General features: G+C 57.9%; 21 protein-coding genes. 14 read left to right on the top strand and 7 right to left on the bottom strand.

Annotated elements, in window-relative coordinates:
- Positions 1-58: 58 nt before the first annotated feature.
- Genes ACYQ0G_RS07110 through ACYQ0G_RS07100 form a run of 3 tightly spaced genes read right to left on the bottom strand, consistent with a single transcriptional unit; the run spans position 59 to position 1,535 of the window.
- Positions 59-547, bottom strand: coding sequence for a hypothetical protein (locus ACYQ0G_RS07110; protein WP_460101136.1), 489 nt, complete (start codon positions 545-547; stop codon positions 59-61).
- Positions 547-915 (bottom strand): DUF3768 domain-containing protein, encoded by a 369-nt coding sequence (locus tag ACYQ0G_RS07105; protein ID WP_460101133.1) that lies wholly within the window; start codon positions 913-915, stop codon positions 547-549. Before ACYQ0G_RS07105 ends, ACYQ0G_RS07110 begins: the two co-directional genes overlap by 1 nt.
- A 38-nt stretch (positions 916-953) precedes the next feature.
- The gene (locus ACYQ0G_RS07100) at positions 954-1,535 is read right to left on the bottom strand and encodes a tyrosine-type recombinase/integrase (RefSeq protein ID WP_460101130.1); all 582 of its coding nucleotides are present in this window, start codon (positions 1,533-1,535) and stop codon (positions 954-956) included.
- 500 nt (positions 1,536-2,035) lie between these two features.
- Between ACYQ0G_RS07100 and ACYQ0G_RS07095 the strand changes: the two genes are divergently transcribed.
- From ACYQ0G_RS07095 to ACYQ0G_RS07075, 5 genes are all read left to right on the top strand, one after another.
- Complete coding sequence (locus ACYQ0G_RS07095; protein WP_460101127.1) at positions 2,036-4,351, top strand: TonB-dependent receptor; 2,316 nt, start codon at positions 2,036-2,038, stop codon at positions 4,349-4,351.
- A gap of 311 nt (positions 4,352-4,662) precedes the next feature.
- On the top strand, positions 4,663-7,758 hold the full coding sequence (locus ACYQ0G_RS07090; RefSeq protein ID WP_460101125.1) for a TonB-dependent receptor: 3,096 nt from the start codon (positions 4,663-4,665) through the stop codon (positions 7,756-7,758).
- Between the two features lie 93 nt (positions 7,759-7,851).
- On the top strand, positions 7,852-8,556 hold the full coding sequence (locus ACYQ0G_RS07085) for a SapC family protein (RefSeq protein WP_460101122.1): 705 nt from the start codon (positions 7,852-7,854) through the stop codon (positions 8,554-8,556).
- Positions 8,557-8,558: 2 nt separating this feature from the next.
- Positions 8,559-9,605 (top strand): cupin-like domain-containing protein, encoded by a 1,047-nt coding sequence (locus ACYQ0G_RS07080; protein WP_460101119.1) that lies wholly within the window; start codon positions 8,559-8,561, stop codon positions 9,603-9,605.
- Complete coding sequence (locus tag ACYQ0G_RS07075; protein ID WP_460101117.1) at positions 9,602-11,086, top strand: tryptophan halogenase family protein; 1,485 nt, start codon at positions 9,602-9,604, stop codon at positions 11,084-11,086. The genes ACYQ0G_RS07080 and ACYQ0G_RS07075 overlap by 4 nt, the downstream gene beginning before the upstream one ends.
- A 22-nt stretch (positions 11,087-11,108) precedes the next feature.
- Here ACYQ0G_RS07075 and moaA read toward each other — a convergent pair whose 3' ends face one another.
- Together moaA and ACYQ0G_RS07065 are read right to left on the bottom strand one after the other, a co-directional pair.
- A complete protein-coding gene (gene moaA / locus ACYQ0G_RS07070) occupies positions 11,109-12,125 on the bottom strand; it encodes a GTP 3',8-cyclase MoaA (protein ID WP_460101114.1) in 1,017 nt (338 codons plus the stop codon).
- Between the two features lie 160 nt (positions 12,126-12,285).
- The gene (locus ACYQ0G_RS07065) at positions 12,286-12,570 is read right to left on the bottom strand and encodes an ArsR/SmtB family transcription factor (protein WP_460102794.1); all 285 of its coding nucleotides are present in this window, start codon (positions 12,568-12,570) and stop codon (positions 12,286-12,288) included.
- A gap of 195 nt (positions 12,571-12,765) precedes the next feature.
- Here ACYQ0G_RS07065 and ACYQ0G_RS07060 point away from each other — a divergent pair, with 195 nt between their 5' ends.
- The 6 genes from ACYQ0G_RS07060 (at position 12,766) to ACYQ0G_RS07035 (ending at position 18,951) form a co-directional block, all read left to right on the top strand.
- Positions 12,766-13,842, top strand: a complete 1,077-nt coding sequence (locus ACYQ0G_RS07060; RefSeq protein WP_460101111.1) for a CaiB/BaiF CoA transferase family protein — start codon at positions 12,766-12,768, stop codon at positions 13,840-13,842.
- A 27-nt stretch (positions 13,843-13,869) separates the two neighbouring features.
- The gene (locus ACYQ0G_RS07055; protein WP_460101108.1) at positions 13,870-15,288 is read left to right on the top strand and encodes an aldehyde dehydrogenase family protein; all 1,419 of its coding nucleotides are present in this window, start codon (positions 13,870-13,872) and stop codon (positions 15,286-15,288) included.
- The gene (locus ACYQ0G_RS07050) at positions 15,288-15,734 is read left to right on the top strand and encodes a MaoC family dehydratase (protein ID WP_460101105.1); all 447 of its coding nucleotides are present in this window, start codon (positions 15,288-15,290) and stop codon (positions 15,732-15,734) included. Before ACYQ0G_RS07055 ends, ACYQ0G_RS07050 begins: the two co-directional genes overlap by 1 nt.
- A 62-nt stretch (positions 15,735-15,796) precedes the next feature.
- Positions 15,797-16,480 (top strand): exopolysaccharide biosynthesis protein, encoded by a 684-nt coding sequence (locus ACYQ0G_RS07045; RefSeq protein WP_460101103.1) that lies wholly within the window; start codon positions 15,797-15,799, stop codon positions 16,478-16,480.
- A 90-nt stretch (positions 16,481-16,570) separates the two neighbouring features.
- Positions 16,571-18,541 carry an ATP-dependent zinc metalloprotease FtsH gene (ftsH, locus tag ACYQ0G_RS07040; protein WP_460101101.1) on the top strand — a complete coding sequence of 657 codons (1,971 nt, stop codon included), beginning with the start codon at positions 16,571-16,573 and terminating at the stop codon, positions 18,539-18,541.
- Positions 18,542-18,651: 110 nt separating this feature from the next.
- Entirely contained in the window at positions 18,652-18,951 is a 300-nt protein-coding gene (locus ACYQ0G_RS07035) for an entericidin EcnAB (RefSeq protein WP_460101099.1), read from the top strand.
- Between the two features lies 1 nt (position 18,952).
- On the opposite strand, the gene ACYQ0G_RS07030 is transcribed toward ACYQ0G_RS07035, so the two are convergent.
- Positions 18,953-20,101 (bottom strand): DUF3667 domain-containing protein, encoded by a 1,149-nt coding sequence (locus tag ACYQ0G_RS07030; protein WP_460101096.1) that lies wholly within the window; start codon positions 20,099-20,101, stop codon positions 18,953-18,955.
- Between the two features lie 104 nt (positions 20,102-20,205).
- On the opposite strand from ACYQ0G_RS07030, the gene ACYQ0G_RS07025 reads away from it, so the two are divergent.
- Both ACYQ0G_RS07025 and ACYQ0G_RS07020 read left to right on the top strand, forming a co-directional pair.
- Positions 20,206-20,997: a sterol desaturase family protein gene (locus ACYQ0G_RS07025; RefSeq protein ID WP_460101094.1), complete on the top strand. Its 792-nt coding sequence runs from the start codon at positions 20,206-20,208 to the stop codon at positions 20,995-20,997.
- Between the two features lie 68 nt (positions 20,998-21,065).
- A complete protein-coding gene (locus ACYQ0G_RS07020; RefSeq protein ID WP_460101093.1) occupies positions 21,066-21,299 on the top strand; it encodes a DUF3072 domain-containing protein in 234 nt (77 codons plus the stop codon).
- 66 nt (positions 21,300-21,365) lie between these two features.
- Here the strand turns inward: ACYQ0G_RS07020 and rpoZ are convergent, their stop codons facing one another.
- Positions 21,366-21,710, bottom strand: a complete 345-nt coding sequence (gene rpoZ / locus ACYQ0G_RS07015; RefSeq protein WP_460101091.1) for a DNA-directed RNA polymerase subunit omega — start codon at positions 21,708-21,710, stop codon at positions 21,366-21,368.
- Between the two features lie 113 nt (positions 21,711-21,823).
- On the opposite strand from rpoZ, the gene ACYQ0G_RS07010 reads away from it, so the two are divergent.
- Positions 21,824-23,011: a phospholipase D-like domain-containing protein gene (locus ACYQ0G_RS07010; RefSeq protein ID WP_460101088.1), complete on the top strand. Its 1,188-nt coding sequence runs from the start codon at positions 21,824-21,826 to the stop codon at positions 23,009-23,011.
- Positions 23,012-23,022 lie beyond the last annotated feature (11 nt).

The raw sequence follows: 23,022 nt of genomic DNA, 5'->3' as shown, positions 1-23,022 counted from the left end.
CTAGGTCAACCGTTGATGAACGGTAGCCGGATTCTTTGGCGAGCCTGTCGCAAAGCTCCTACGCAGTCAGCCGTTCCGCGCTGGCAAGTCGGTTCAGATGTACGTCTGGCTTAGCGACATCAGCCCCGAAGTTTTTAGCCAAGTGAAACTTGGTGATCGGACCTGTCCACGGCAGCGTGGCGCAGAACTCAATAAGGTTATCTGCTTTCTTGAGTTTGCGGAATAACGACGCCCGACGCATCCAAATGTCGTCGATCGCATCCGTTTTTCCCGGATGCCCAAATACCGTTTTCGAGGAATTTCCGTTCCGGAGAGCTGCCATGCATCGCTCGAAAATGGGCACTGCTACCCGATTGCTGAAGCCCGCACTGATCGCGACATAGATTACCTCAGAGGCAAACTGATCCGCGGTCCGGGGGAGAGTTGCCGACTCTGATCGTTCAATGGCCTCACTATAGCCAGCACGCCTGACTGCCTCATCGATCTGGGTGAACAGCTGTTTGGTAATTGGAAAACTAAGTTCAATCAAAGGCGGCTTTTTCACCATCAGTATTCCGACGCTAGCATGATCGTCAGTAGGCGTTGAGTGGCGGAAGGATCGGATGGATCGGGCGAGGCATAAGTTTGGCTTTGATCATAGTAATCAATTTTCCAGAATATCGTCTCGCCAGCGATTTGCATCGAACCGAAATCGTGTTCGCAGTGCGGGTCGTTGTCTGGCGTGAAGTCGTTAAACTCAGCTATCGCTGCGATGATTTCCAGATAGATCTGGTGTCCCAGATTCACGATGCCGTCAGTTATGCAAAAATAGCCGCCAACTCGTTCTCTGCGGAACTGATCATTCAGCTCGCTCACTCGCTTCTGCTGTTGGGTAGGCCAGCGTCGGGCGCAATCGTCTTGGCCATGGAAATCCATGTCATCATCCCTTCTTGCTATTTGGATTTCGAGTGGCGCTAGAGCATCGCGATCAGCTTGCGCTGCGCTTCTCTATCGCCTTCAATATATCGTTCCGTAGTAGTCAAAGCTCGGTGGCCAGCTAGTTCCTGAACGTCTCTTAGCGACCCACCAGTCTTGCTGATTAATCTAGCGGACTGCGTGATAAAGGTGCGCCTGCCGGAGTGGGACGAGCATCCATTCAGCTCCAGCACTGCATATGCCTCATGAAACCAGTTCACGATGCTACGGGGGGTCATTGCCGCGCCTCTTTCTGAGCGCACCAGCGGGCCACTTGCGGGACGACCGTCCGCCTTATGATAGCGTTTTAACACTCTGCGAAGATCGCAGTGAATCGGAATGAGCCGTCCGGAGCCATACTTCGCGATGGTGCCGCTAATTGTCAGATGGTCTGCTATCTGGTCGCTGGTGGTTAGCACCATGGCCCAAGTCAGCCCTGCAATCTCACAAGCCCTGAGGCCTGCCTTAAAGCTGAGCATCACGATGACAGCGTTGCGATCACTTTGCCGATGGCGATCAGTAAGCGCCATCAGGCGGCACACGTCTTGCTTTTCCAGCACCCGCGCGGGTTGCCGAGCCATCTCCATCCCCTTAAGCTACGTTGATGATCACGGGTAGCGTTTTCACGCCCCTTTTAATTAGGTAGCAAAATGAAACTTAAGTGTCAAACTGGAGCATTTTGAGGGGTTTGCGGGACTCAAACCTGTGCACAACTTGAGTTATGGGGGCCAAAAATTGGGGCTATATCTAAGGCGCTGTCGGAAAATCTATGCAAGTCAATCGGTTAACGATTGAGAGCGAGTCCTCTTCTGGCACCATACATTTAAATCCAGTCGATTTGTATCCCGCGCGAGCGGTAAAGTGGTTCAACCTTCGCTGGCGGGGGCTATTCCTCGTCCACGCGCTTTAGGCGCTTCGTCGCGGCTTTATGCTGCCACGCCGTCACGGGATTCGTAATTTTCGTCACGTAAGTGCCTTCAAAGCGCAACGCTGCCTGAAAACTGCAATTAAACCGCACGCAAAATGACACCTTCGGCCTCTAACGCGCGGCGAGCCCATTGCGCTAACCGAAGGATTATCAATGCCCCTGAAAAAACATCGCGCCCCTTTGCTCGCGACCGTGGCCCTGTTTCCGTCACCCTTGCTGGCGCAGGAAACTGCCGCCGCAGGAGCCGATGAGCGAGGCGAAACTATCATCGTTACGGCGCAGAAGATCGAACAGCGCGCCAAGGATGTGCCGATCACGATCAGCGCGCTGACTGGTGATGCGATCGACGAACTCGGCGTGACCGATCTGGACGAGTTGTCCAACTACGTTCCGGGGCTCAACATCCAGGAACAGAGCGCCAATAACCCCGGAATCGTCATCCGCGGGATCACTTCGGACAGCGGTTCGGCACAGCAGGGGCCCCGTGTTACGCTCTACTACAACGGCGTCGATATCTCGCGCTCGCGCGGCTCGTATCAGGCGATCTACGACCTCGAGCGCGTGGAGGTCATCAAGGGCCCGCAGGCTACGCTGTTTGGCACCGCATCGGCGGTGGGCGCGATCAGCCTCGTCTCCGCCAAACCCAAGTCCGGCGCATCGGCTGCGCTTACTGGGGGCTACGGAAATTTCGACGCGACTTTGCTTTCGGGCTTCGTCAATCTCGGCTCCGATACGGTGGCCGGTCGCGTGGCCTTCGAATGGCGCACACGTGACGGCTATGTCCAGAATTTGGCCGAGAGCCAAGAAGAGGATCTCTATGCCAAGGACCAGTTCGGGGTAAGAGGCTCGCTGCGTTTTACTCCGAGTCCTTACGTGACGGTCGACATCATCGGCACTTACGACCAGCAGCGCCACGGCGGCACGCCTTTCATCTCGGGCGCCTTCCCGGCTTACGTAGGTGCGCCCGGCGGCGCACAGAATGCCTTCGGCGATGCCAACTTGGGCGGTTCGCCATACTCTGCCGAGGCATTGGGCGACGACCAGCTGGGGCTGAACCGGGAAGTCTATGACGTCAATTTGACCGCGCAGGTGGAACTGAGCGACTCGCTCACCTTCACTACCGTCAACGGTTACCGCAAGTTCGACAGTGCCGAAGTGTTCGATGCCGACGGCTCCGCTGCACCGTTTCTCGAATTCGCGGAAATCGCGGAAGGCGACCAGTTCAGCCATGAAGGCCGTTTCAGCTATGCTGATCCAAGCTGGCGCGCGGCATTCGGGTGGAACTTCTTCACCGAGGACGGGCGGCAAAACGTGCCTTTCTCAACCGAAGAAGGCACCTTCCTGCAGTGCCTGACCGGACTATTCGGTGTTCCCGAAGCGGGACGCCCATTCGGCGGGCTCCCGTGCGTTGCTGCTGATGGGAGCGTGCCCTCGCTCGGGCTTACGAACATTCCCTACACCTCGGTCTTCGAGAATCAGGGCAAGAACTCCAGCTATTCGCTGTTCGGTGACGTAACGTACATCGCGGCGCCGAACCTCGAACTGACCGCGGGTGCGCGGGTCCTGATCGAGGAGCGGCGGTCGTCCTATTTCGCCGATGTGCCAAACTCGGTTCTGAGCGGGGCGCCGCTGGTGCCGGGCCAGGCAGATACGGGCGGGACCATAACTACGGAAGACAGCTTCGCCGCCGTCTTGCCGCGCTTCAATGTGCTCTATCGCATCAACCCGGAGGTGAACGTGTTCGCCACGGTCTCGAAGGGCCGCCGTTCACCGGTGGTTCCGGTCAACGCAGCCGGTGTGCAGCGCGTAATCCCCGAAGAGACCGTGTGGAATTACGAGGGGGGACTCAAGCTCAGTTCGGGCCCCGTTTCCGGCTCGCTCGGCGTATACTACCAGGTCTACGACAACTTCCAGGTCTCGGTCGCGGAAGTCGACGCTGAGGGTAATCCCACTGGTTCCTTCGTTACTGAAAGCGCGGGCTCGGCATCGAACCTGGGGGTCGAGGCTGAGGTCGCGCTCAAGGCGAGCAACTGGCTGCGCGTGTTCGGCAATGTCGGCTACATAGCCGGCGGGATCGACGAGGATGGCGCATTTTCGCCCGAGTACTCGGGTGCGCGTTTCCGGCTTCAGCCCGGATGGCAGGCCGCAGGCGGGTTCACGATCGATTATCCTGTGGCCGAAGGCATGCGTTTATTCGCGACGCCCAGTGTAACCTATCGTAGCCGCATCTTCTTCGAGGTTCCCAATGACCCTGTAATTTCGCAGGGGCCGGTCACGCTGGTCAATGCTCGCGCAGGCGTCTCCTTCGCCGACGATCGTTTCGAACTGGCAGGCTTTATCCGCAACGCCTTTGACGAGGACTACCTGCTTGATGCTGGAAACACTGGCGGAGCCTTCGGCATCCCCACTTTCATTCCGGCTGAACCACGCTTCTACGGCATCCAGTTAACCGCGCGCTTCGGAGATTAGACCAATCGTTTTGCAAGACACCCCGTCAGACCAAATGGGCTCTGGTGGGGTGTCTTTTAATGTGGCGCAGCTAGAAGTTGCCTTAAGCGGCAAGTATCAATCGTTCTGATGTTGCCTAAATGCACGCCAAACTTCCGGTTCTTCCCACCTCGTTTGCAGAAAATCCTTATTTTTCAAAAGGCGCTTAGGAAATTTTCCGTATAAAGAAACGCGATTGACATTCTGTTGTAACGAACCTTATTCTCCTGTCAGCGCACAAAAGGTAGCGCTACCAATAATCGGCGAACCGGCCGATATGGTGGGAGGATGACATGATTGGCTTTTCAACGCGCTCTCGCGCGGTTCGTACCGCTTCAGCGCTCGCACTTGCGACTACATTTGTTAGCGCTAACACAGCCTTCGCGCAGGAAGCGGAGATAGTTGAAGATAACACCGACCCGCAGGCAAATGACGACGTAATCGTCGTTACTGGTATTCGCGCTTCTTTAGATCGCTCTGTCGATCTCAAGCGCAATTCTTCGGGCGTTGTCGATGGTATCTCGGCAGAAGAGATCGGCAAGTTTCCCGACACCAACCTCGCCGAGTCGTTGCAGCGCATCACGGGCGTATCGATTGACCGCGTGAACGGCGAAGGTTCGCGGGTGACGGTTCGCGGCTTCGGCCCAGGGTTCAACCTCGTTACTCTCAATGGACGGACGCTTCCGACGGCAAGCATTGCCTCTGTCGGGCAGGACCAGAATGGTGATTTCGTCTCTGGAACCACGCGTTCATTCGATTTTGCAAACCTTGCTTCCGAGGGCGTGGGCCGTCTGGAAGTCTACAAAACTTCCCGGGCCGCTATCCCAGGTGGCGGTATCGGTGCGGCTATCAACATCGTTACGCGCCGGCCGCTCGATGCGCCAGAAGGCATCAGCGGTTCGATCGGTGCCAAGGCTGTTTACGACGGTTCCGATACCTTTGACCACTCGCGGGTGACGCCCGAAATCTCGGGTCTCGTTAATTGGACCAACAGAGACGCGACCTTCGGTGTCGGTCTGTTCGGCAGCTATCAGAAGCGCAACAACTCCGCCGTTTCCGAATCCGCCAACGACTGGAACATCCTTCCGTACAGCGAATTCGCCTCTTCGACGACGTTCCGTCGCGCTGACGGATCCACGGTCGTGACCAATGCACCCGACGATCCGGAAACGCTGATCGGGATACCGAACGACACGCGTTACCACTATTCAGAATTCCAGCGCGAACGCCTCAACGGCCAGCTGACCCTTCAATTCTCTCCGAACGACCGCCTCTCGGTTACGGCCGATGCAACCTATTACCGCAACGAAGCTGAAGAGCAGCGCGTCGACCAGACGACATGGTACAACCGTCCGTTCGATGCGATCGAATTCGACGGCAACAACCAGGTCGCCACCGCAATCTTCATCGATGATGTCATCACCGCGCCGAAGGACGGTGGATTCGAGCAGCAGTATCGTGCCACGAAGGATGAACTCTATTCGCTCGGCCTGAATGTTGCATATGACGTCGGCGATAATCTGACCCTTATTCTCGATGGCCATCATTCAAAGGCCGAAGCACAGCCGAACAACCCGCTGGGGCATACTTCGACGCTTGTTGCGCTGGCGCAAAAGGGCATTGTCGATCAGGGCCTCCGTATTGTTGACGGTTTCCCGCAGCAATTCATCAGCTTCGACGATTCGGAGAATGGAAACGGGAACGGCATTCTCGATATTCCCGACCTCGGGTCGCAGGTCGCACGAAGCCAGACAGCCTTCCAGGAACAGACGGTCGATGAAATCCGGCTCGATGGCATCTGGGAAATGGGCGATGATGATCGGGTCCAGTTCGGTGCGAACTACCGTTCCGCATCAATGTCCAGCCGGACGACCAGCACGAATGACACCCTGGGGGACTGGGGTGTGGGCAATATTGGTGACATCGCGGAAACTGCTCCGGGAGTACTGGAGCCATTCTGCCTGGTTTGTCAGTGGCGCGATTTCGATACGGGCATCCCGGCAGGCGATCCTTTGCGGACGGCATTCCGCGGCGATGCTACGGAACTCTTCAACGCTTTTGGTGTGCCGGGAACATTGGAATCCAGCAGCGATAACAGCGTCGATGAAGATATCTGGGCGGTCTACGGACAGGTCGAGATCAATACCGAGTTGATGAGCCGCCCTGTCAATATCGTGGCCGGTGTACGTTATGAGCGGACAGAATCGGAATCGGTTACACTTCAGGGCATCCCCCAGAACATCATCTGGACTGCCGATAACGATTTCCGGGCAGAGCTTTCGTCTGACGAACAGCCTGTGTCTGGAGACAATAGCTACGATCACATCCTCCCGGCTCTCGATTTTTCAATCGACCTTACGGATGATCTGAAGGGTCGTATCTCTTTTGGTAGATCGATTGCGCGTCCCGATTTCGGCTCGCTCTTCGCGTCGACCAGCACGGGCAACCCCAACCGTCCGACCGCTCTGGGCGGGGTCCCCGGCGGTAATGCAGGCAATCCTCAGCTTATCCCGCTTATTTCGGATAACTTCGACGCCAGCCTCGAATGGTATTTCGCACCGTCCAGCTATGCTTCGATCGGTTTCTTCGACAAGCGGGTGAAGAACTTTGTGGGCACCGGTCAGATCACTCAGGAGCTCTTTGGTCTGCGCGATCCGAGCTCTGGTGCGCCGGGAACGCGGTCGGGTCAGGCGCTGACTTACCTTCAGGACAATGGTCTCGATCTGTCTGACGTGAACCTCTTCACGCTCACGGCATTGATTGACCAGTTCGGGTTCGACGATGCAGTGACGCAGTTCAACGCGAACCTCGGGGCAAGCGGGCTTGACCAAGGGTTCGTAGACGAGGTTCTGGGCGACTACGACGTAGTGGCGAACGCAGATGATCCGCTGTACCAGTTCCAGACTCAGCGGCCGGTCAACAGTGAAGAAGCGCATATCTATGGCATGGAAGTTGCCGGACAGTACTTCATCGGAGATACCGGTGTAGGTGTTGCCGCGGCATATACCTTGGTGCGCGGCGATGTGGGTTACGACATTACCGCCCCGACCAATGCCGATCAGTTTGCGCTGCTCGGCCTTTCGGACACGTTCAACGCCTCGCTGATTTACGAGAACTTCGGCTTGTCGGCTCGCCTGACTTATAACTGGCGCGACGCTTTCCTTGCGAACAACAGCCGTGGTTCCTCACGCAACCCGGTCTTCGTGGACGCCTATGACCAGCTTGATCTTAACGTCAGCTACGACATTACCGATAACATCGCAGTGTCGTTCGAGGGCATCAATCTGACCGGGTCGAATACCAAGACCTACGCTCGCACGGAGAACCAGCCTTGGTTCATCGTCGAAGGACGTCCTCGTTACTACCTCGGAGCTCGGTTCCGCTTCTAACTCCAGCACGCGGAACCTAAAAGAGGGGCCGTTGCCGATCCCAACCGGCGGCGGCCCTTTTCTTCTGAACCCAAGCTAGTAGTCTCCCGTATCATGCAGACCGCTCCTCTCGATAATGTAGTTCATGCGAATTTGCGGCTGCGTCGCGCCTATGGCCAACAGTACGGGGATCCCGCCGGACAAATCGAAATCCTGCTTCCGGAAATTGCGCAAGTTCAGCGCGAATTTCCCATCTTATTCACGAGAGATGCCGATGGTGCCGCAGTGCCGATCGCTATCCTCGGGCTCGAACCGCACGAATTGTTGTTCGCACGCGATGATTATTGGGACGCGAGATACGTTCCGGCCCTCATGCAGAAGGGGCCTTTCCTGCTTGGCACGTCAGATAGCGACGATCCGGCAGTACATATCATCCTCGACCATCCGAAGGTGACGGAAGATGAGCAGGCTTCGGACCCTTTATTTCTGAAACATGGCGGACACGCACCGGCACTCGAGAGCGCCCTTGAATCCTTGCGCATGATCCATTCCAGTCTCCAAAGCACGCGGCAAATGGCCCGTGCCCTTGATGAAGCCGGATTGATCCAGCCCCTCTCTCTAAATGTTCAGGTTTCTGATACTAAGGCTATCAAATTCGATAATTTCCACGCCATAATGCCAGAGGCTTTGCGAGGCTTGGAAAACGCGAAGCTGGGTGAACTGAACCAGCAGGGGTTTTTGCAACCCGCAATTCTGATCGCCCATTCCCTAGGCAACATGAACGACCTCGTTCGCCGGAAGAGGATGCACGAAGACTGATCATGGATGATCGGGCAGACCATTCGGTGAGCTGCGCCCGTCCGGTCGAGGAGTTCGACACCCCTATGCCGCGTGGGGCTGAACTTGACCGCTTCATTACCACGTTGAATGGGCCTGCGGTCTTTCGAAAAGCGGGCTATCAACTTCCTGTCGTTCGTTGCGCGCGCCAGTCGAACGAGGAGGTTTCAGACTACCTCTGCGCAAAGTCAGCAGGACGACCGCTCACCGTATATCGGGCAAGCGAAGAGGCCAGAGGACGTTTTCACTATAACGAGGCTGTCGATGGGTTCAATTTCAGCGCATCGAAGGAGGAGCTTGGCCCGCTGCTGGACGAAATCCTGTCGGGGCCGAAGGAGACAATTTATATCGGTTCGACCGACCTCAATCTGTTCTTCCCAGACCTCTGGGAGGAAAATGACCCGGGATTGGCGAATATCGTAAGCGAGAACTGTGCTCCGGTCGTCGGTAGCCTCTGGATGGGCAATCGCACCGTCACTCCGGCCCATTACGATTTATCCAACAATTGCGCCTTGTGCGGTGCCGGACGGCGGCGGTTCACCCTTTTCCCGCCCGATCAGATCGGAAACCTTTATCCCGGCCCTCTTGAGCCGACACCTGGCGGTCAGGTCGTCAGCATGGTGGACTTCTCGGAGCCGGATTATGAGCGATTCCCGCGTTTTCGCGATGCACTAGAAACGGCACAATCAGTCGTTCTCGAAGCTGGAGATATCCTCGTTTATCCCGCCATGTGGTGGCATCAGGTGGAAGGCCTGGATGCGTTCAACATTTTGCTGAACTGGTGGTGGAATCCGGTTCCTGATTTCGTCGATACGCCGCAGATCACGCTGATGCATGCCATACTCTCGATCCGCCAGCGCCCTCTACAGGAACGTGAGGCATGGAAAGCCATCTTCGATCATTACGTCTTCGGAGAGCGCGACATCGCGATCGGCCATCTGCCGCCGCACATTCAAGGGCCACTTGGCGAAATGGATGATAACATGGCTCGACGATTACGTGCGGTCCTTACGCGGAAGATACAACGATGAGTGGAGGCCAGCCGGTCAAGGTCGTGATTGCAGGTGGCGGTACTGCAGGCTGGATTTCCGCCTGTGCCCTTGCGCGCCAGCTCGGTCGTCTCGTCCAGGTGACATTGGTCGAAAGCGATGCAATCCCCACGATTGGCGTTGGCGAGGCTACCATTCCGACCGCGCGCAGTTTTCATGAATATCTGCGCATCGATGAGCGCGCGTTCATGGCGGCCACCGGCGCGACGTTCAAACTAGGTATCCGCTTCGACGACTGGGGTGCACTCGGCGATAGCTACATGCATAGCTTCGGCACCTTCGAGATGCGTAACTGGGTGGCCGAGTTCCAGCACTTCTGGCTCGAAGGGCGCGCTAGCGGCCTCGCTGACGGGATCGGCGCGTTCTGCCTGGAGCATGAAGCTGCGCTGGCGGGGAAGTTCACCACTGAGGGCGCTCCGCCTCTCAACTATGCCTACCATCTCGATGCGGGTCGATATGCATCCTTTCTGCGAGCAATTGCGGAGCGGGATGGCGTGCGAAGGGTCGAAGGGCGGATATCGAAGGTCGAACAACACGTTGAGTCGGGTGAAATCACTGCTCTTACCCTTGATAATGGTGATCGAATTGAGGGTGACCTGTTCATCGACTGCACCGGCTTCAAGGCTTTGCTGCTCGGTCAGACCCTTGAGGTCGGGTATGAAAACTGGAGCAACTGGCTGCCGACCAATGGGGCCTGGGCCGTCCAGACCGAAGAAACAAATGCGCCGCCGCCCTACACAGTCGCTGCGGCGCATGAAGCTGGCTGGCGATGGCGCATCCCGCTTCAGCACCGGACCGGAAACGGATTGGTTTTCGCAAGCGACTATCTGGACGCTGAGGATGCGCGCGAAAAACTGCTCGGTGCAATTGAGGGGAGGGCCGTCAGCGATCCACGGCTCATCAGGTTCGAGACCGGCCGGCGCCGAAAGATGTGGGCGAAAAACTGCGTCGCTCTGGGCCTTTCCTCGGGCTTCATCGAGCCACTAGAATCGACGAGCATCCACCTCATCATGTCTGGCGTAACCCGCCTGATTCAACTTTTCCCCTTTAATGGTGACATGGATGCGTTGCGCGATCGATGGAATGCCTTGGCTGACCGGGAACTCGAACATGTGCGCGACTTCATCATCCTTCACTACCATTTGACGCGACGCGACGATTCCGAATTTTGGCGAAGCCGAGCCGAGATGGACATTCCAGACAGCCTGAAGGCTCGGATCGAGAATTTTTCTGCACAGGGTCAGGCTTGGCAGGACGCGCTTGAACTCTTCAGGACCGAAAGCTGGATTTATGTGATGCTCGGACAAGGGCTGATGCCCCAGCAATGGCATCGGCTGGCAAGCCTGATCGACAGCGAACGGCTGATGAGTACACTCGCTCGGCAAAAAGAAGCGATCGCCGCCAGAGTCGCGGGAATGCCCGGGCACGGCGATTTTATCACGTCCTATACCGCCGACCGATGAGCGGGCTGTAGTATTCCGTAGATTAGCCGCCGATGGAGGCCAAGTGAGGCGTCGCCCCACTGTCGCCTTCATTCAGACGATGGCCACGTGTTTTGCCCGGCATTGCAGCGACAATCCGCGCTACAAGCTCGTCTTGCTGCTCGTCATGTTGAAGAAGATCGCGCAGATACAAGCCCTCAGTCCCGAAGAGACAGAGGTGGAGGCGTCCACGGCTGGAGAGTCTCAGGCGATTACAGCTTTCGCAAAACCCTGGAGAATACGGGGCAATCAACCCAATCCTACCGCGATATGCCGGATGTGCATAATCGACCGCAGGGCCGCTACCGACGTCGCGCACTTGGGGTTTCCATCCAGCCGCCAAGAGCTTTTCACGGACGGTCTCACCGGGCGTCGCCTGCTGTTGGTGATATTCTGAGTTGTCGTTGGTGCGCATGAATTCGATGAAACGCCAAGAGATGTCACGCGCTTGGACGAAGCGCAGAATATCTTCCCAGCCGTCCCCCTCGAGATCGCGCAGGAGAACGGAATTCACCTTTATCGCATCGAAACCCCGGTCCAGCGCGGCATCGACACCGGCCACCACTTCATCAAGCTTGTCATGACCAGTTAGTTTGGCGAAGCCGTGGGGATCGAGTGTGTCGATACTGACATTGACGGCATCGACACCCGCATCACGCCACTCTTGCGCACGTTGCTCCAGACGGTAGCCATTGGTGGTCATCGCAATGCGACGAATTCCCTCGATACCGCGCAATTCGCGTACGATTTCGGTGAAATCGTGACGCACGGTCGGTTCCCCGCCTGTCAGCCGCAACTTCCACAGACCTAATCGGGCGAACGCCGCAACAGCCCTGTAAATTTCTTCCGCCGAGAGTTCTGGCGGCAAGCCTCGCTGCTTCACGAAACCGTTTGGCAGGCAATAGCTGCATCTGAAATTGCAACGGTCGGTCAGCGATAAGCGCAGATAGGAAAAGCGTCTGCCAAATCCATCCTCGAGTCGCTCGCTTTGCGAAGCAGTGGGAGGATCAAACAGTGCCATTGCTGGACAACTAGCTGTTCAATAGCTCCTTGGCCAGCGTCCGCTGAGACGGACCAGTTCGTCACCGGGTGGATTTCGGATATGAGGAGGGTATTCGAGCGGAAAAGTATGAAGATGGTCTTGCCGTGTACTGCTAGACGCGACCTTGTTCTAATTGCGCTCAGGCAGGCACGCAGAACCTTTCGTAAAGCGTGCGAATGACTGCTTTGACGTCATCGCTTGCCAGGGAGTAATATATGAATTGCGAACTTCGCCGAGTGGTGACCAGCCCCTCCCGTCGCAGTACCGACAAATGCTGGGACAAGGCCGATTGTGAAAGCTCTACCAAATTCACGAGTTCCCCGACCGTCAACTCCTCTTGAGATAAATGACAGAGAATGAGCAATCGTGACTCATTCGCCATAGACTTCAGGAGCGCCACTGCACGCGTCGCATTTTGCCGCATTTCCTCTATCGGAATGTTAGTCGGCACTGTGAAATCTCCGGGAGGATTAATAAGCAAAGGGGTAATACTTACTGCTTTGGGCGAAAATGGTTTCTCTTGCAAGTCTATGTACCGCTTTTTCATAAACGGTTGCAAATATGAACCTTTTCATATTTTCTGCTGAATATAATTAAGCAATAATTAAGGGAGAGAAAGATGAATAACGGCCCGCTGACCGGTCTTAGGGTGGTCGAGTTTCAGGCCATTGGCCCAGGACCGCATGTCGCCATGCTGCTTGCCGATCTGGGCGCGGAAGTTGTGCGGATAGAGCGGCCCGGCCATCGTCCCATGAATGCTGTTGTGGAACGCGGGCGACACCGGGCCGAAGTCGATCTCAAAAGTGAAGATGGATTGGCGTTCGCGAAAAAGGCTCTCGCGAATGCCGACGTTCTGATCGAAGGGTATCGTCCCGGAGTTATGGAGCGACTGGGCCTCGGACCTGACGATATGCTCTCGCTCAACCAGCGCCTCATTTATGCACGAATGACGGGCTGGGGGCAGGACGGCCCACTGGCGCAGGCTGCAGGGCACGATCTCAATTACATCGCGATCACCGGTGCCTTGGATAGCATCGGCGCAAAAGGCGAACTGCCGATCCCACCGCAAAACCTTGTCGGTGATTTCGGTGGGGGATCGATGTATTGTGCATTCGGTATCCTCGCTGCCCTTTACGAACGTGAAAAGAGTGGTCGTGGCCAGGTCGTGGATGCGGCGATCGTAGATGGCGTCACCAACCTGATGACTTTCTTCCACGGTCAGCCGCACAGCGCGTTACGAACCACTGAGCGAGGGGCGGGCCTGCTTGGCGGCGCTGCGCACTTCTATCGCTGCTATGCCTGTCAGGACGGCAAAGAGATTTCCGTCGGCGCAATCGAACCTCAGTTCTACACCGAACTCCTGGCTCGCGCCGATGCGCCCAAAGAACTGGCCGAGGGGCAGCTCGATCCGGCAAATTGGGATGAATACACCGGGAAGCTTGCCGCGCTTTTCAAGACCAAGACGCAAGCACAATGGATCGCTCTGCTCGAAGGAACGGACGCCTGTTTCGCACCGGTTGTCCCGCTCGACGAGGCGAAGGACCATCCGCATTTGAAGGCGCGCGGTGCTTATGTGGAACACGATGGCCGTTCGCAGGCCGCGCCCGCACCCCGGTTCGATCGTACTCCTGGCACCATTCGCACGAGCGCTCAGGATGGCAGCGAGGTGGTGGCGCGCTGGGCAACAAGAAGCTAATGCCCGCGGCATAAGGAGAGACATTTCATGCGCGAATGCACCAAATTCTATATCGATGGCCAGTGGGTCGATCCGGTTATCGAGAACACTCAGCCAGTCGAAAATCCTGCGACGGAAGAAACGATCGGTCACATCAGCTTCGGTACCAAGGCCGATGTCGACAAGGCCGTCGCCGCTGCCAGGCGCGCCTTTGAAAGCTTTAGTCAGACGTCCCGGGAAGAGCGCCTTACCCTGCTGCGCGCAATTCAGGCCGAGATCGAGAACCGCAAGGAAGACCTTGCCTTGGCAGTCAGTGACGAGATGGGCGCGCCAATGAGCCTGGCGAGCGGCCCTCACGTCGGCATGCTGGCCGGCCACTGCCAGAAGACGATCGAAGTCCTCGAGAACTTCGAGTTCGAACGGCAGGACGGAAAGACACTCCATGTGTGGGAGCCGATCGGTGTGGTTGGCATGATCACCCCTTGGAACTGGCCGCTCAACCAGATCGCCTGCAAGGTCTTCCCGGCGCTGGCGACCGGCAACACCATGGTGCTGAAGCCGACCGAGATCGCCCCGTTCAACGGCTATATCTTCGCTAAGATCATGCATGCGGCTGGCGTGCCGGCCGGGGTGTTCAACCTGGTCAATGGCGACGGACCGGGTGTGGGCGAGGCGATCAGTGGCCACCCCGATATCGACATGGTCAGCTTCACCGGCTCGACCCGTGCGGGCGTGCTGATTGCCAAGAATGCAGCCGACACTGTGAAGCGTGTGGCGCAGGAACTGGGCGGAAAAAGTCCGAACATCGTGCTCGATGACGGTGCTTTTGCCAAATCGGTGGCCAAGGGCACCGTATCCATGATGGGCAATTCGGGCCAGACCTGCACGGCGCCCAGCCGCATGCTGGTCCCGCACGCGCGCATGGACGAGGCCAAGGCCGTGGCCAAGGAAGCTGCGGAGGGCGTCATTCCCGGAGATCCCAAGGGTAATGCGGCGATCGGTCCGGTGGTCTCTCGTACCCAGTGGGACAAGATCCAGGGCCTGATCGAAAAGGGCATCGAAGAAGGCGCCACGCTGGTTGCAGGCGGACCCGGCAAGCCCGAAGGTCTCGAAACGGGCCACTATGTCAAGCCGACCGTCTTCGCCGATGTCGACAACGACATGACAATCGCACGCGAGGAGATCTTCGGCCCAGTGCTCTGCATTCTCGGCTATGAGGATTACGACGATGCCGTGCGCATCGCCAACGACACCGAATACGGTCTGGCCAGCTCGATCATGGGCGAGGATATCGAAACCGCCCACCGCCTCGCCAAGCGCATCCGCGCCGGCCGGGTGACGATCAACGGCGCCCACGACATGAATGCTGCTTTCGGTGGTTACAAGAAATCGGGCAATGGCCGCGAATGGGGCGAGTGGGGCTTCCACGACTTCCTCGAGGTCAAGGCTGTGATAGGCCACTCCTGATGGCGGGCAAGTTCTTCGATGAATGGCAGGTCGGCGACAAGCTGACCCACGAAATCCGGCGCACGGTGACGGAGGCGGACAACCTCTTCTTCACCGTGATGACTCACAATCCGCAACCGCTTCACCTCGATGCGGAGGCGGCGAAGGCAAGCGAGTTCGGGCAGATCCTCGTCAACGGGACCTTCACCTTCTCGCTAATGGTGGGGCTGAGTGTGGGTGACACCACGCTTGGCACGCTGGTCGCCAATTTGGGCTACGACAAGCTGGTCATGCCCAAGCCCGTCTTCATCGGGGATACGCTGCATGCGACAAGCGAGGTCATCGGCCTGCGCGAAAGCAAGTCGCGTCCCGACACCGGGATCGTCACCTTCCTGCACGAGGCGGTGAACCAGCGCGGCGAGGTGGTGTGTCGCTGCGAACGGTCGGCGCTGCTGAAGAAAGCATGAACTAATATGCTGCCTGCACCCCTTCGCCCCACTCATGCGTTGCGGGGCGAAGGGGAGAGTGCATGAGCCAAGACAGGTCGGGCAAGGAGCCCGAAAGCGTCGAGGATGTGATCGGCGAACTCGACGATCTGGCAGCCAAGGGCGACAGCGTCTGCGTGGCCGATGTCCTCGACGATTTCGGCAAGCGCAGCTTCGGCCCGTTCATCATGCTGCCCGCGCTTCTCGAACTGACGCCGGTGGGGGCGATACCCGGAATTCCCACGTTTCTGGCCAGCGTCATCGCGCTGGTGGCAATTCAATTGCTTCTGGGTAAGGAACATGTCTGGCTGCCAGGCTTTGTCCAGAACCGGGCCGTGGAATCCAAAAAGCTGCACAAGGGTATAACCAAGCTGCGAGGGACCGCCCGCTGGCTGGATGAGCATAGTCGCGACCGGCTGGAACCGCTGACCAAGGGGATATGGATCAGGCTCGCCGCACTGGCGATCATCATCCTTTGCGTCACCGTGCCCCCGCTGGAAGTCGTTCCTTTTGCAAGCTCTGCTCCGATGCTCGCCATTGCCACCATCGGATTGGCGCTGATTGTCCGCGACGGGCTGGTCATGCTGGCCGCGCTTTTGCTAGCGGTCGCGGCGGTAAGCGGAGGAACCTATTACTATTATACTTCCGACGACGATACTGGCGATGCCGGAGGTTTAGCCTTGATCGAGCCCGGTTCTCCCGTTTCGATCGCAACACGATCAGCGTAATCGGAAATAAGCGCAAATCGGCAGCGCGCTAAACTTGCCATTCAGCCCCGTGCGCCTACATTCCTCTGCATAGGAAAGGATTGCCCTGCGATGCGCGACGACAACGACAATTCGAACCCGGAACCGGAAGGCAATGGTCCCAATCCGTGGATCAAGAGCCTGCTGGTATGGGGCGGAATTTTCCTCGGCCTGCTGCTGGTCGTCTCCATGTATGGTGGTGGCGGATCCGCTTCGGGTACCCAGCTGCTTTATTCCGACTTCAAGGAAAAGGTTGCCGAAGGGTCGATCAAGTCGGTGGAGATCGCCAATGATCGCATCACCGGCCAGACCACCAGTGGGGAAGCGTTCAATACCGTCCCTGTGCCGGATGACACCACGCTGACCCCGCTGCTCGAAGCGAATGGCGTCGAATTCTCGGGCAAGGAAGCCGATAACGGCAGCCTGCTGATCTATGCCCTTATTAATATCCTGCCCTTCCTGCTCATCCTCGGCATTGCGTTCTTCGCCTTGCGCCAGGTCCAAAAGGGTGGCGGTGCAGGCGGCGCGATGGGCTTCGGCAAATCCAAGGCCAAGATGCTTACCGAAAAGCAGGGCCGTGTAACGTTCGCAGACGTTGCGGGCATCGACGAGGCGCGCGAAGAACTCGAAGAAATTGTTGAATTTCTCAAGGACCCGAGCCGCTTCTCCAAGCTGGGCGGCCAGATTCCCAAGGGCGCACTTCTGGTCGGTTCGCCCGGTACGGGTAAAACCCTTCTCGCACGCGCAATCGCGGGCGAAGCAGGCGTTCCCTTCTTCACCATCTCAGGCTCGGACTTTGTCGAAATGTTCGTCGGCGTCGGCGCCAGCCGCGTGCGCGACATGTTCGAACAGGCGAAGAAGAACGCGCCGTGCATTCTCTTCATCGACGAAATCGATGCGGTCGGCCGCAGCCGCGGCCATGGCCTTGGCAATTCGAACGACGAACGCGAGCAGACGCTGAACCAGCTGCTGGTCGAGATGGACGGCTTCGAGGCGAACGAAGGCATCATCATCATCGCTGCAACCAACCGTCCCGACGTGCTGGACCCTGCGTTGCTGCGCCCCGGACGTTTCGACCGTCAGGTCGTCGTGCCCGTGCCCGATATCGATGGCCGCGAAAAAATCCTCGCCGTGCACATGAAGAAGCTGCCGCTGGCGCCTGACGTCAACCCGCGCACCATCGCGCGCGGTACGCCGGGCTTCTCGGGCGCGGACCTCGCCAATCTGTGTAACGAAGCCGCCCTGCTGGCTGCGCGCCGCAACAAGCGCCTCGTCGCCATGCAGGAATTCGAAGATGCGAAGGACAAGGTCATGATGGGCGCGGAACGCCGCTCCATGGTGATGACCGAAGACGAAAAGAAGATGACCGCTTACCACGAGGCAGGCCACGCGCTGGTCAGCCTCAACGAGCCGGCATCGGACCCGATCCACAAGGCAACCATCATCCCGCGCGGCCGTGCGCTCGGCATGGTGATGCGTCTGCCCGAACGGGACAGCTATTCGTACCATCGCGACAAGATGCACGCGAACCTTGCCGTGGCCATGGGTGGACGCGTGGCCGAGGAAATCATCTTCGGGCATGACAAGGTGTCGAGCGGCGCATCGGGCGACATCCAGTATGCGACCGACCTGGCCCGCAACATGGTGACCAAATGGGGCATGAGCGACAAGCTCGGACCGCTCCAGTACGAGCAGAGCCAGGAAGGCTATCTCGGCATGGGCCAGACGGCCCGAACCATGTCGGGCGGCGAGACCAACAAGCTGATCGATGAAGAGATCAAGCGGCTGGTCGAGGATGGCCTTGCCCGCGCAAAGGCCGTTCTGAGCGATCAGGAGGACAAGCTCCACCTGCTTGCCCAGGCGATGCTCGAATATGAAACGCTGACCGGTGACGAGATCGATCAGTTGATGAAGAACGGCAAGATCGATCGTCCGGATGAGCCCAAGGGCCCGGTATCGGTTTCCCAGCCCGGAGGGAGCACTGTTCCCAAGGCAGGGAAGAAGTTCGGCGGTACCGGCGAAGGTGCTCCCGCAGGGGCCTGATCGTCTGCGCCAGTGAATCAAGGGGCGTCGTACGGGAAACCGTCGGCGCCCTTTTTGCGTTCAACACCCACAACACCGGCGCGGCATGCGCCACCTACGAGGATTTAAATATGAAACGCCTTATCGCGATTGCTTTTACCGCTGCGACGCTGACCGGTCTAGCGGCCTGTTCCGAAAAGACTCAGGCCGATGCATCGAAAACGGCAGAACTTGCCGGTGACGACATCGAAGCCAATGCGGCTGTGGTCGGGGAAGTCCTGGAAGACGGCACGAGAAAGGCCGCGGGCGCAGTCAGCGAAGGAGCCGCCAATCTCGAACGCAACATCGAAGAAGGCGACAAGGAAACTCCAGGCCCGGCACCGATCCTGGGTGACGAACTGAACCGCGACGAAGCCGACAATAACAATTAAATCAGAAAGCGCCGAGCACCAGCAAGAGGTTCAGGAACAGCACGCCGATAATGTTGATGAAAATCAGCAGGATCGACAGCCTCCAGAACGCTGAAAATCGCGAAAGCGAATAGGCGCCGCGCAGCTGCTTGTAGATATGGATGGGTGGGATCAGCAGGAGCAGGTTCCCACCTAGCCAGCCGATCAGTCCTGTCTTGAAGAGCACCGAGAAAGCAATGAAAAACAGCGACATGAAGGCGATGGAGTACGTGACGAAAATCGCGTGATCGTAAGCGCGAAAGCCTGGCTTCCAGAAGAATAGAAGCCAGACGAACGGGATGGAAATGGGGATCAGCAGCCAGCTGAACTTATAGCCATTCGCTTGCAGCTTGTAGAGCATCAGGCCCGGGTTGGTGTTCCACTTTTCGATCACCTTGTCGATGAAAGCGATGCCCGTGTTAATGTCTGCTACGCTGGTATTTACCTTCACGACATCGCGTTCACGCAGGTCATGAAACTCGGCCAGATTACGTTCCGTCGTCGCGAGTTCTTCTTCCAGCTCTTCACGGTCGGCCTCGGTGGAGGCGATGTCCTCTTCGATCTCCGCGCGTTCCTCTTCCGGCGCCGCTTCTCTTTGCTCGGTGAGATCCGCCAGCTCTGTAGTTGTCTCCGACAATCTGGTGCGCAGATCGTCGCGATCGCTGGCCATATTCTCTTCGATTTCAGAGAATGTATGCGCAATGCTCGCGTCGGTCATAATGTTGGTCGGGGCAGAGAGGCCGATGACCTGGAACACGGCAAACATGGCGAAGACCGTGAACAGGAAAAGCGCCATCGGCGATACGAAGCGCGCGCGTTCACCCTCGATATAGCGGCGCGTTAATTCACCGGGTTTGAGTGCGAGCTTGGGGAGTGTCTTCCAAGTCTTGCCTTCGAAGTGCAGCGCACCGTGCAACAGATCGTGCATGAACGCACCGATCGTGCGGTGGAGGTGCGCTTTCTGACCACAGCTGTGACAGTGCGAGCCGAGCAGTTCGGTGCCGCAATTGCGGCACTCCCCTTCGGCGAAGTGCCCGTCTTTCAGATCTTCGCTCTTGGTCCGGCCATCAATGGCCTTGGCGAAAAGTCCGCCTTCCACTGCCGTGCCAAATGCGTCACCAAAATCGCTCATCGAAACCCCCTGCGACTTGAATGCCCTTAATGGAACCGGGGCTCAAGGCTAATTGTGCGGGCTTATCTCTTGCAGTCGTATTCGTCTCTTGCGAATAGATTGGAGTGTATACCATCGATCCTCATGCCGAATTCGCAGGCGTTGGCATCGTTGCTGCCGTCTTTGGCATTTTTGCGCTAATCGAATTCGTGGCACCCATGCGCGCGCCTGTCAGGGGAAAGCGCTGGATCACCAATGTGCTGCTTTTCGCTATCGACACGTTGGTGGTCCGGCTGGGCGTGCCGCTGCTGATGGTCGGCACGGCAGCTGTGGCGGCGGAGAGAGGCTGGGGTCTTCTCCACGTGATCCAGCTACCTTCCTGGGCAGGTATCCTCTTTGCGATCGTTGCGCTCGATCTGGTGCTCTATTTCCAGCATTGGGCAACGCACCGGGTGCCTGCTTTGTGGCGGCTGCATAAGGTTCATCATTCCGATCCGTCCTTCGACGTAACAACTGCCGCCCGGTTCCACCCGATTGAAATCGGTCTCAGCATGCTGTTCAAGATGGCCGTAGTTGCAGCGCTGGGCCTTCCGGTGCTTGGCGTTTTCCTTTTCGAAGTGGTCTTCAATGTCGCCACGCTCTTCACCCATGCCAATTTCTCATTGCCGAGGTCTCTTGAGCGACCGGTTCGGTCGGTTCTGGTCACGCCGGATATGCACCGCATCCACCATTCCTCCGCCCGCCGCGAGACGAACAGCAATTACGGCACGCTCCTTTCCGGTTGGGACCGCGTCTTTCGCACATATGTGGGGGAGGCGGAGAAGGGGCAGGGCGCGATCCAAATCGGCCTGGAGCCGTATCAAGACGAGCGGCCGCACCGGCTGGGTTGGAGCCTGCTGCTTCCGTTCAGGAGCTAATCGGGACCTGCGTCGCGACGGAACATAATTAGAACATGCACGTTGTTCTGGTAAAGGAGACATGCATTATGACTGCCACCATGCCGAGCGAGCATCCCAAGTCCGACCCCGTATCCAATGCCGAAAAGGATCCCGAGAACTGGGCCACCGGCGATGAGCGTATGACGGGCGCCCAAGCGAGTTACCTCAAGACCTTGTCGGAAGAGGCTGGAAATCCCGAAGCCTACGATCCCGAGCTAACCAAGGCCGAGGCATCGCAGCGTATCGACAAGCTGCAGGCCGAGACTGGCCGGGGTCAGTAACAGGCCCGAAACGAAAAAGGCCGCCCCGATAGGGAGCGGCCTTTTTCATGTCCGAATGCTGTAGGATCAGCCTTCGTAATCGGATCCGATCGAAGTCGAGCGGGTCGGCGCAGAGGCGGTGATCCGCAGCGCTTCGGCCGACTGGCTGAGCGAGCCGACTTCATCCATCTCGTCGTCATCGTCCGGCAGGATCTTCTGCAGATTGGTTACGGCTGCTTCCTGGAGGTCCTTCGGCTTCACCGTCTGCTCTGCGATTTCGCGCAGGGCAACGACCGGATTCTTGTCACGGTCACGTTCGAGAGTGATCTCTGCACCGCCGGAAATCTCGCGGGCCCGCTGGGCAGCCAGCAGGACGAGATCGAAACGGTTGGGGACCTTGTCTACACAATCTTCGACGGTAACGCGCGCCATGGGCACTCCGATGCAATTAATTCGAGAATCTCGGAAAGCGAGTCAGATACGGATCAAGGGCGAACAAGTCAAGGATTTGCGCCATGTGCTGAGCGCGCTAAGGCTGTGGCCTCATGGCAGATGCAGCAACCGCAAACACGCCCACGGACTATCGTGACCCGCCACCTTTCGAGGCGCAGGCGCAGGGACAGTCTCTCACTTTCTATCCGGCGGGAAAAGACCGGCGCGATGCGCTGATGGATCTGGTGCGTTCTGCCAAAACCACCCTCAACGTATGTTTCTATATCTTTGCCGAAGACAGCATCTCGATCGAGCTGAGGGACGCCTTATGCGAGGCTGCATCACGCGGTGTGAAAGTCACGCTCATCATTGACCGCTTTGGCGCGTCGGCGACCGATGAATTTCTCAAACCGCTCGTCGACTGCGGCGGCACGTTTCTCTGCTTCAGTCCGCGCTGGTCCATGCGCTATCTCATCCGCAATCATCAGAAGATGGTTATCGCCGATAACGAACGCGCCATGTTCGGCGGGTTCAACATCGAAGACGATTATTTCGCGCCGCCCGAAAGAAACGGCTGGAATGATATTGGCATCCGCATCGAAGGCGACGCGGTTCAGGGGCTGACCGACTGGTTCGGGCGCCTGCACGACTGGACCGACGATGACGATGCGCATTTCAAGGAGATCAAGCGCACGGTCCGCGATTGGGAATGGACCTCGCAGAATGGGCATGCCCGATGGCTTGTCGGCGGCCCGACTCGCGGCTTGTCGACATGGGCGCGGTGCGTCACCCAAGACCTGAAAGAAGGTGAGAAACTCGACATCTTCATGGCCTATTTCTCGCCGCCCTACACGCTGCTCAAGCGGATCGCACGCGTCGCGAAGAAGGGCCAGACGCGGCTGCTCATGGCCGCGAAAAGCGACAACGGGGCAACGATTGGTGCGACCCGGTCACTCTATTCCTATCTGCTCAAGCGCGGCGCGAAGATCTGGGAATTCTCGCCCTGCAAGCTGCACACCAAGCTGCTCGTCCTCGATGACGCGGTCTATGTCGGCAGCGCCAATTTCGACATGCGCAGCCTTTATCTCAATCTCGAGATCATGCTGCGGATCGAGGATAAGGTACTTGCCGAACGGATGCGCGAATTCGTGTCCGGCCATATCGAAGCTTCGGAACGTATCACCCCCGAGCTTCACAAAAAGCGCGCGACGCCGTGGAACCGCATTCGCTGGTGGGCAGGCTGGGTGCTTGTCTCGGTCATCGATTACACGGTCGCGCGGCGAACCAATCTGGGCTTCTGATACCTGCACGG

This window comes from Qipengyuania triglochinis (genome assembly GCF_054655615.1).
Note: the sequence above shows the minus strand (reverse complement) of the source record. Positions and strands in the feature narration are given on the sequence as shown.

Bases quoted from the DNA above. Each gene is read 5' to 3' on its own strand.
- ACYQ0G_RS07060 (WP_460101111.1), top strand. From the start codon at position 12,766: ATGAATAACGGCCCGCTGACCGGTCTTAGGGTGGTCGAGTTTCAGGCC.
- ACYQ0G_RS07090 (WP_460101125.1), top strand. From the start codon at position 4,663: ATGATTGGCTTTTCAACGCGCTCTCGCGCGGTTCGTACCGCTTCAGCG.
- ACYQ0G_RS07010 (WP_460101088.1), top strand. From the start codon at position 21,824: ATGGCAGATGCAGCAACCGCAAACACGCCCACGGACTATCGTGACCCG.
- ACYQ0G_RS07075 (WP_460101117.1), top strand. From the start codon at position 9,602: ATGAGTGGAGGCCAGCCGGTCAAGGTCGTGATTGCAGGTGGCGGTACT.
- rpoZ (WP_460101091.1), bottom strand. From the start codon at position 21,710: ATGGCGCGCGTTACCGTCGAAGATTGTGTAGACAAGGTCCCCAACCGT.
- ACYQ0G_RS07100 (WP_460101130.1), bottom strand. From the start codon at position 1,535: ATGGCTCGGCAACCCGCGCGGGTGCTGGAAAAGCAAGACGTGTGCCGC.
- ACYQ0G_RS07085 (WP_460101122.1), top strand. From the start codon at position 7,852: ATGCAGACCGCTCCTCTCGATAATGTAGTTCATGCGAATTTGCGGCTG.
- ACYQ0G_RS07030 (WP_460101096.1), bottom strand. From the start codon at position 20,101: ATGAGCGATTTTGGTGACGCATTTGGCACGGCAGTGGAAGGCGGACTT.
- ACYQ0G_RS07080 (WP_460101119.1), top strand. From the start codon at position 8,559: ATGGATGATCGGGCAGACCATTCGGTGAGCTGCGCCCGTCCGGTCGAG.
- ACYQ0G_RS07050 (WP_460101105.1), top strand. From the start codon at position 15,288: ATGGCGGGCAAGTTCTTCGATGAATGGCAGGTCGGCGACAAGCTGACC.
- ACYQ0G_RS07065 (WP_460102794.1), bottom strand. From the start codon at position 12,570: ATGCGGCAAAATGCGACGCGTGCAGTGGCGCTCCTGAAGTCTATGGCG.
- ACYQ0G_RS07020 (WP_460101093.1), top strand. From the start codon at position 21,066: ATGACTGCCACCATGCCGAGCGAGCATCCCAAGTCCGACCCCGTATCC.
- ACYQ0G_RS07055 (WP_460101108.1), top strand. From the start codon at position 13,870: ATGCGCGAATGCACCAAATTCTATATCGATGGCCAGTGGGTCGATCCG.
- ACYQ0G_RS07095 (WP_460101127.1), top strand. From the start codon at position 2,036: ATGCCCCTGAAAAAACATCGCGCCCCTTTGCTCGCGACCGTGGCCCTG.
- ACYQ0G_RS07045 (WP_460101103.1), top strand. From the start codon at position 15,797: ATGAGCCAAGACAGGTCGGGCAAGGAGCCCGAAAGCGTCGAGGATGTG.
- ACYQ0G_RS07110 (WP_460101136.1), bottom strand. From the start codon at position 547: ATGGTGAAAAAGCCGCCTTTGATTGAACTTAGTTTTCCAATTACCAAA.
- ftsH (WP_460101101.1), top strand. From the start codon at position 16,571: ATGCGCGACGACAACGACAATTCGAACCCGGAACCGGAAGGCAATGGT.
- moaA (WP_460101114.1), bottom strand. From the start codon at position 12,125: ATGGCACTGTTTGATCCTCCCACTGCTTCGCAAAGCGAGCGACTCGAG.
- ACYQ0G_RS07035 (WP_460101099.1), top strand. From the start codon at position 18,652: ATGAAACGCCTTATCGCGATTGCTTTTACCGCTGCGACGCTGACCGGT.
- ACYQ0G_RS07105 (WP_460101133.1), bottom strand. From the start codon at position 915: ATGGATTTCCATGGCCAAGACGATTGCGCCCGACGCTGGCCTACCCAA.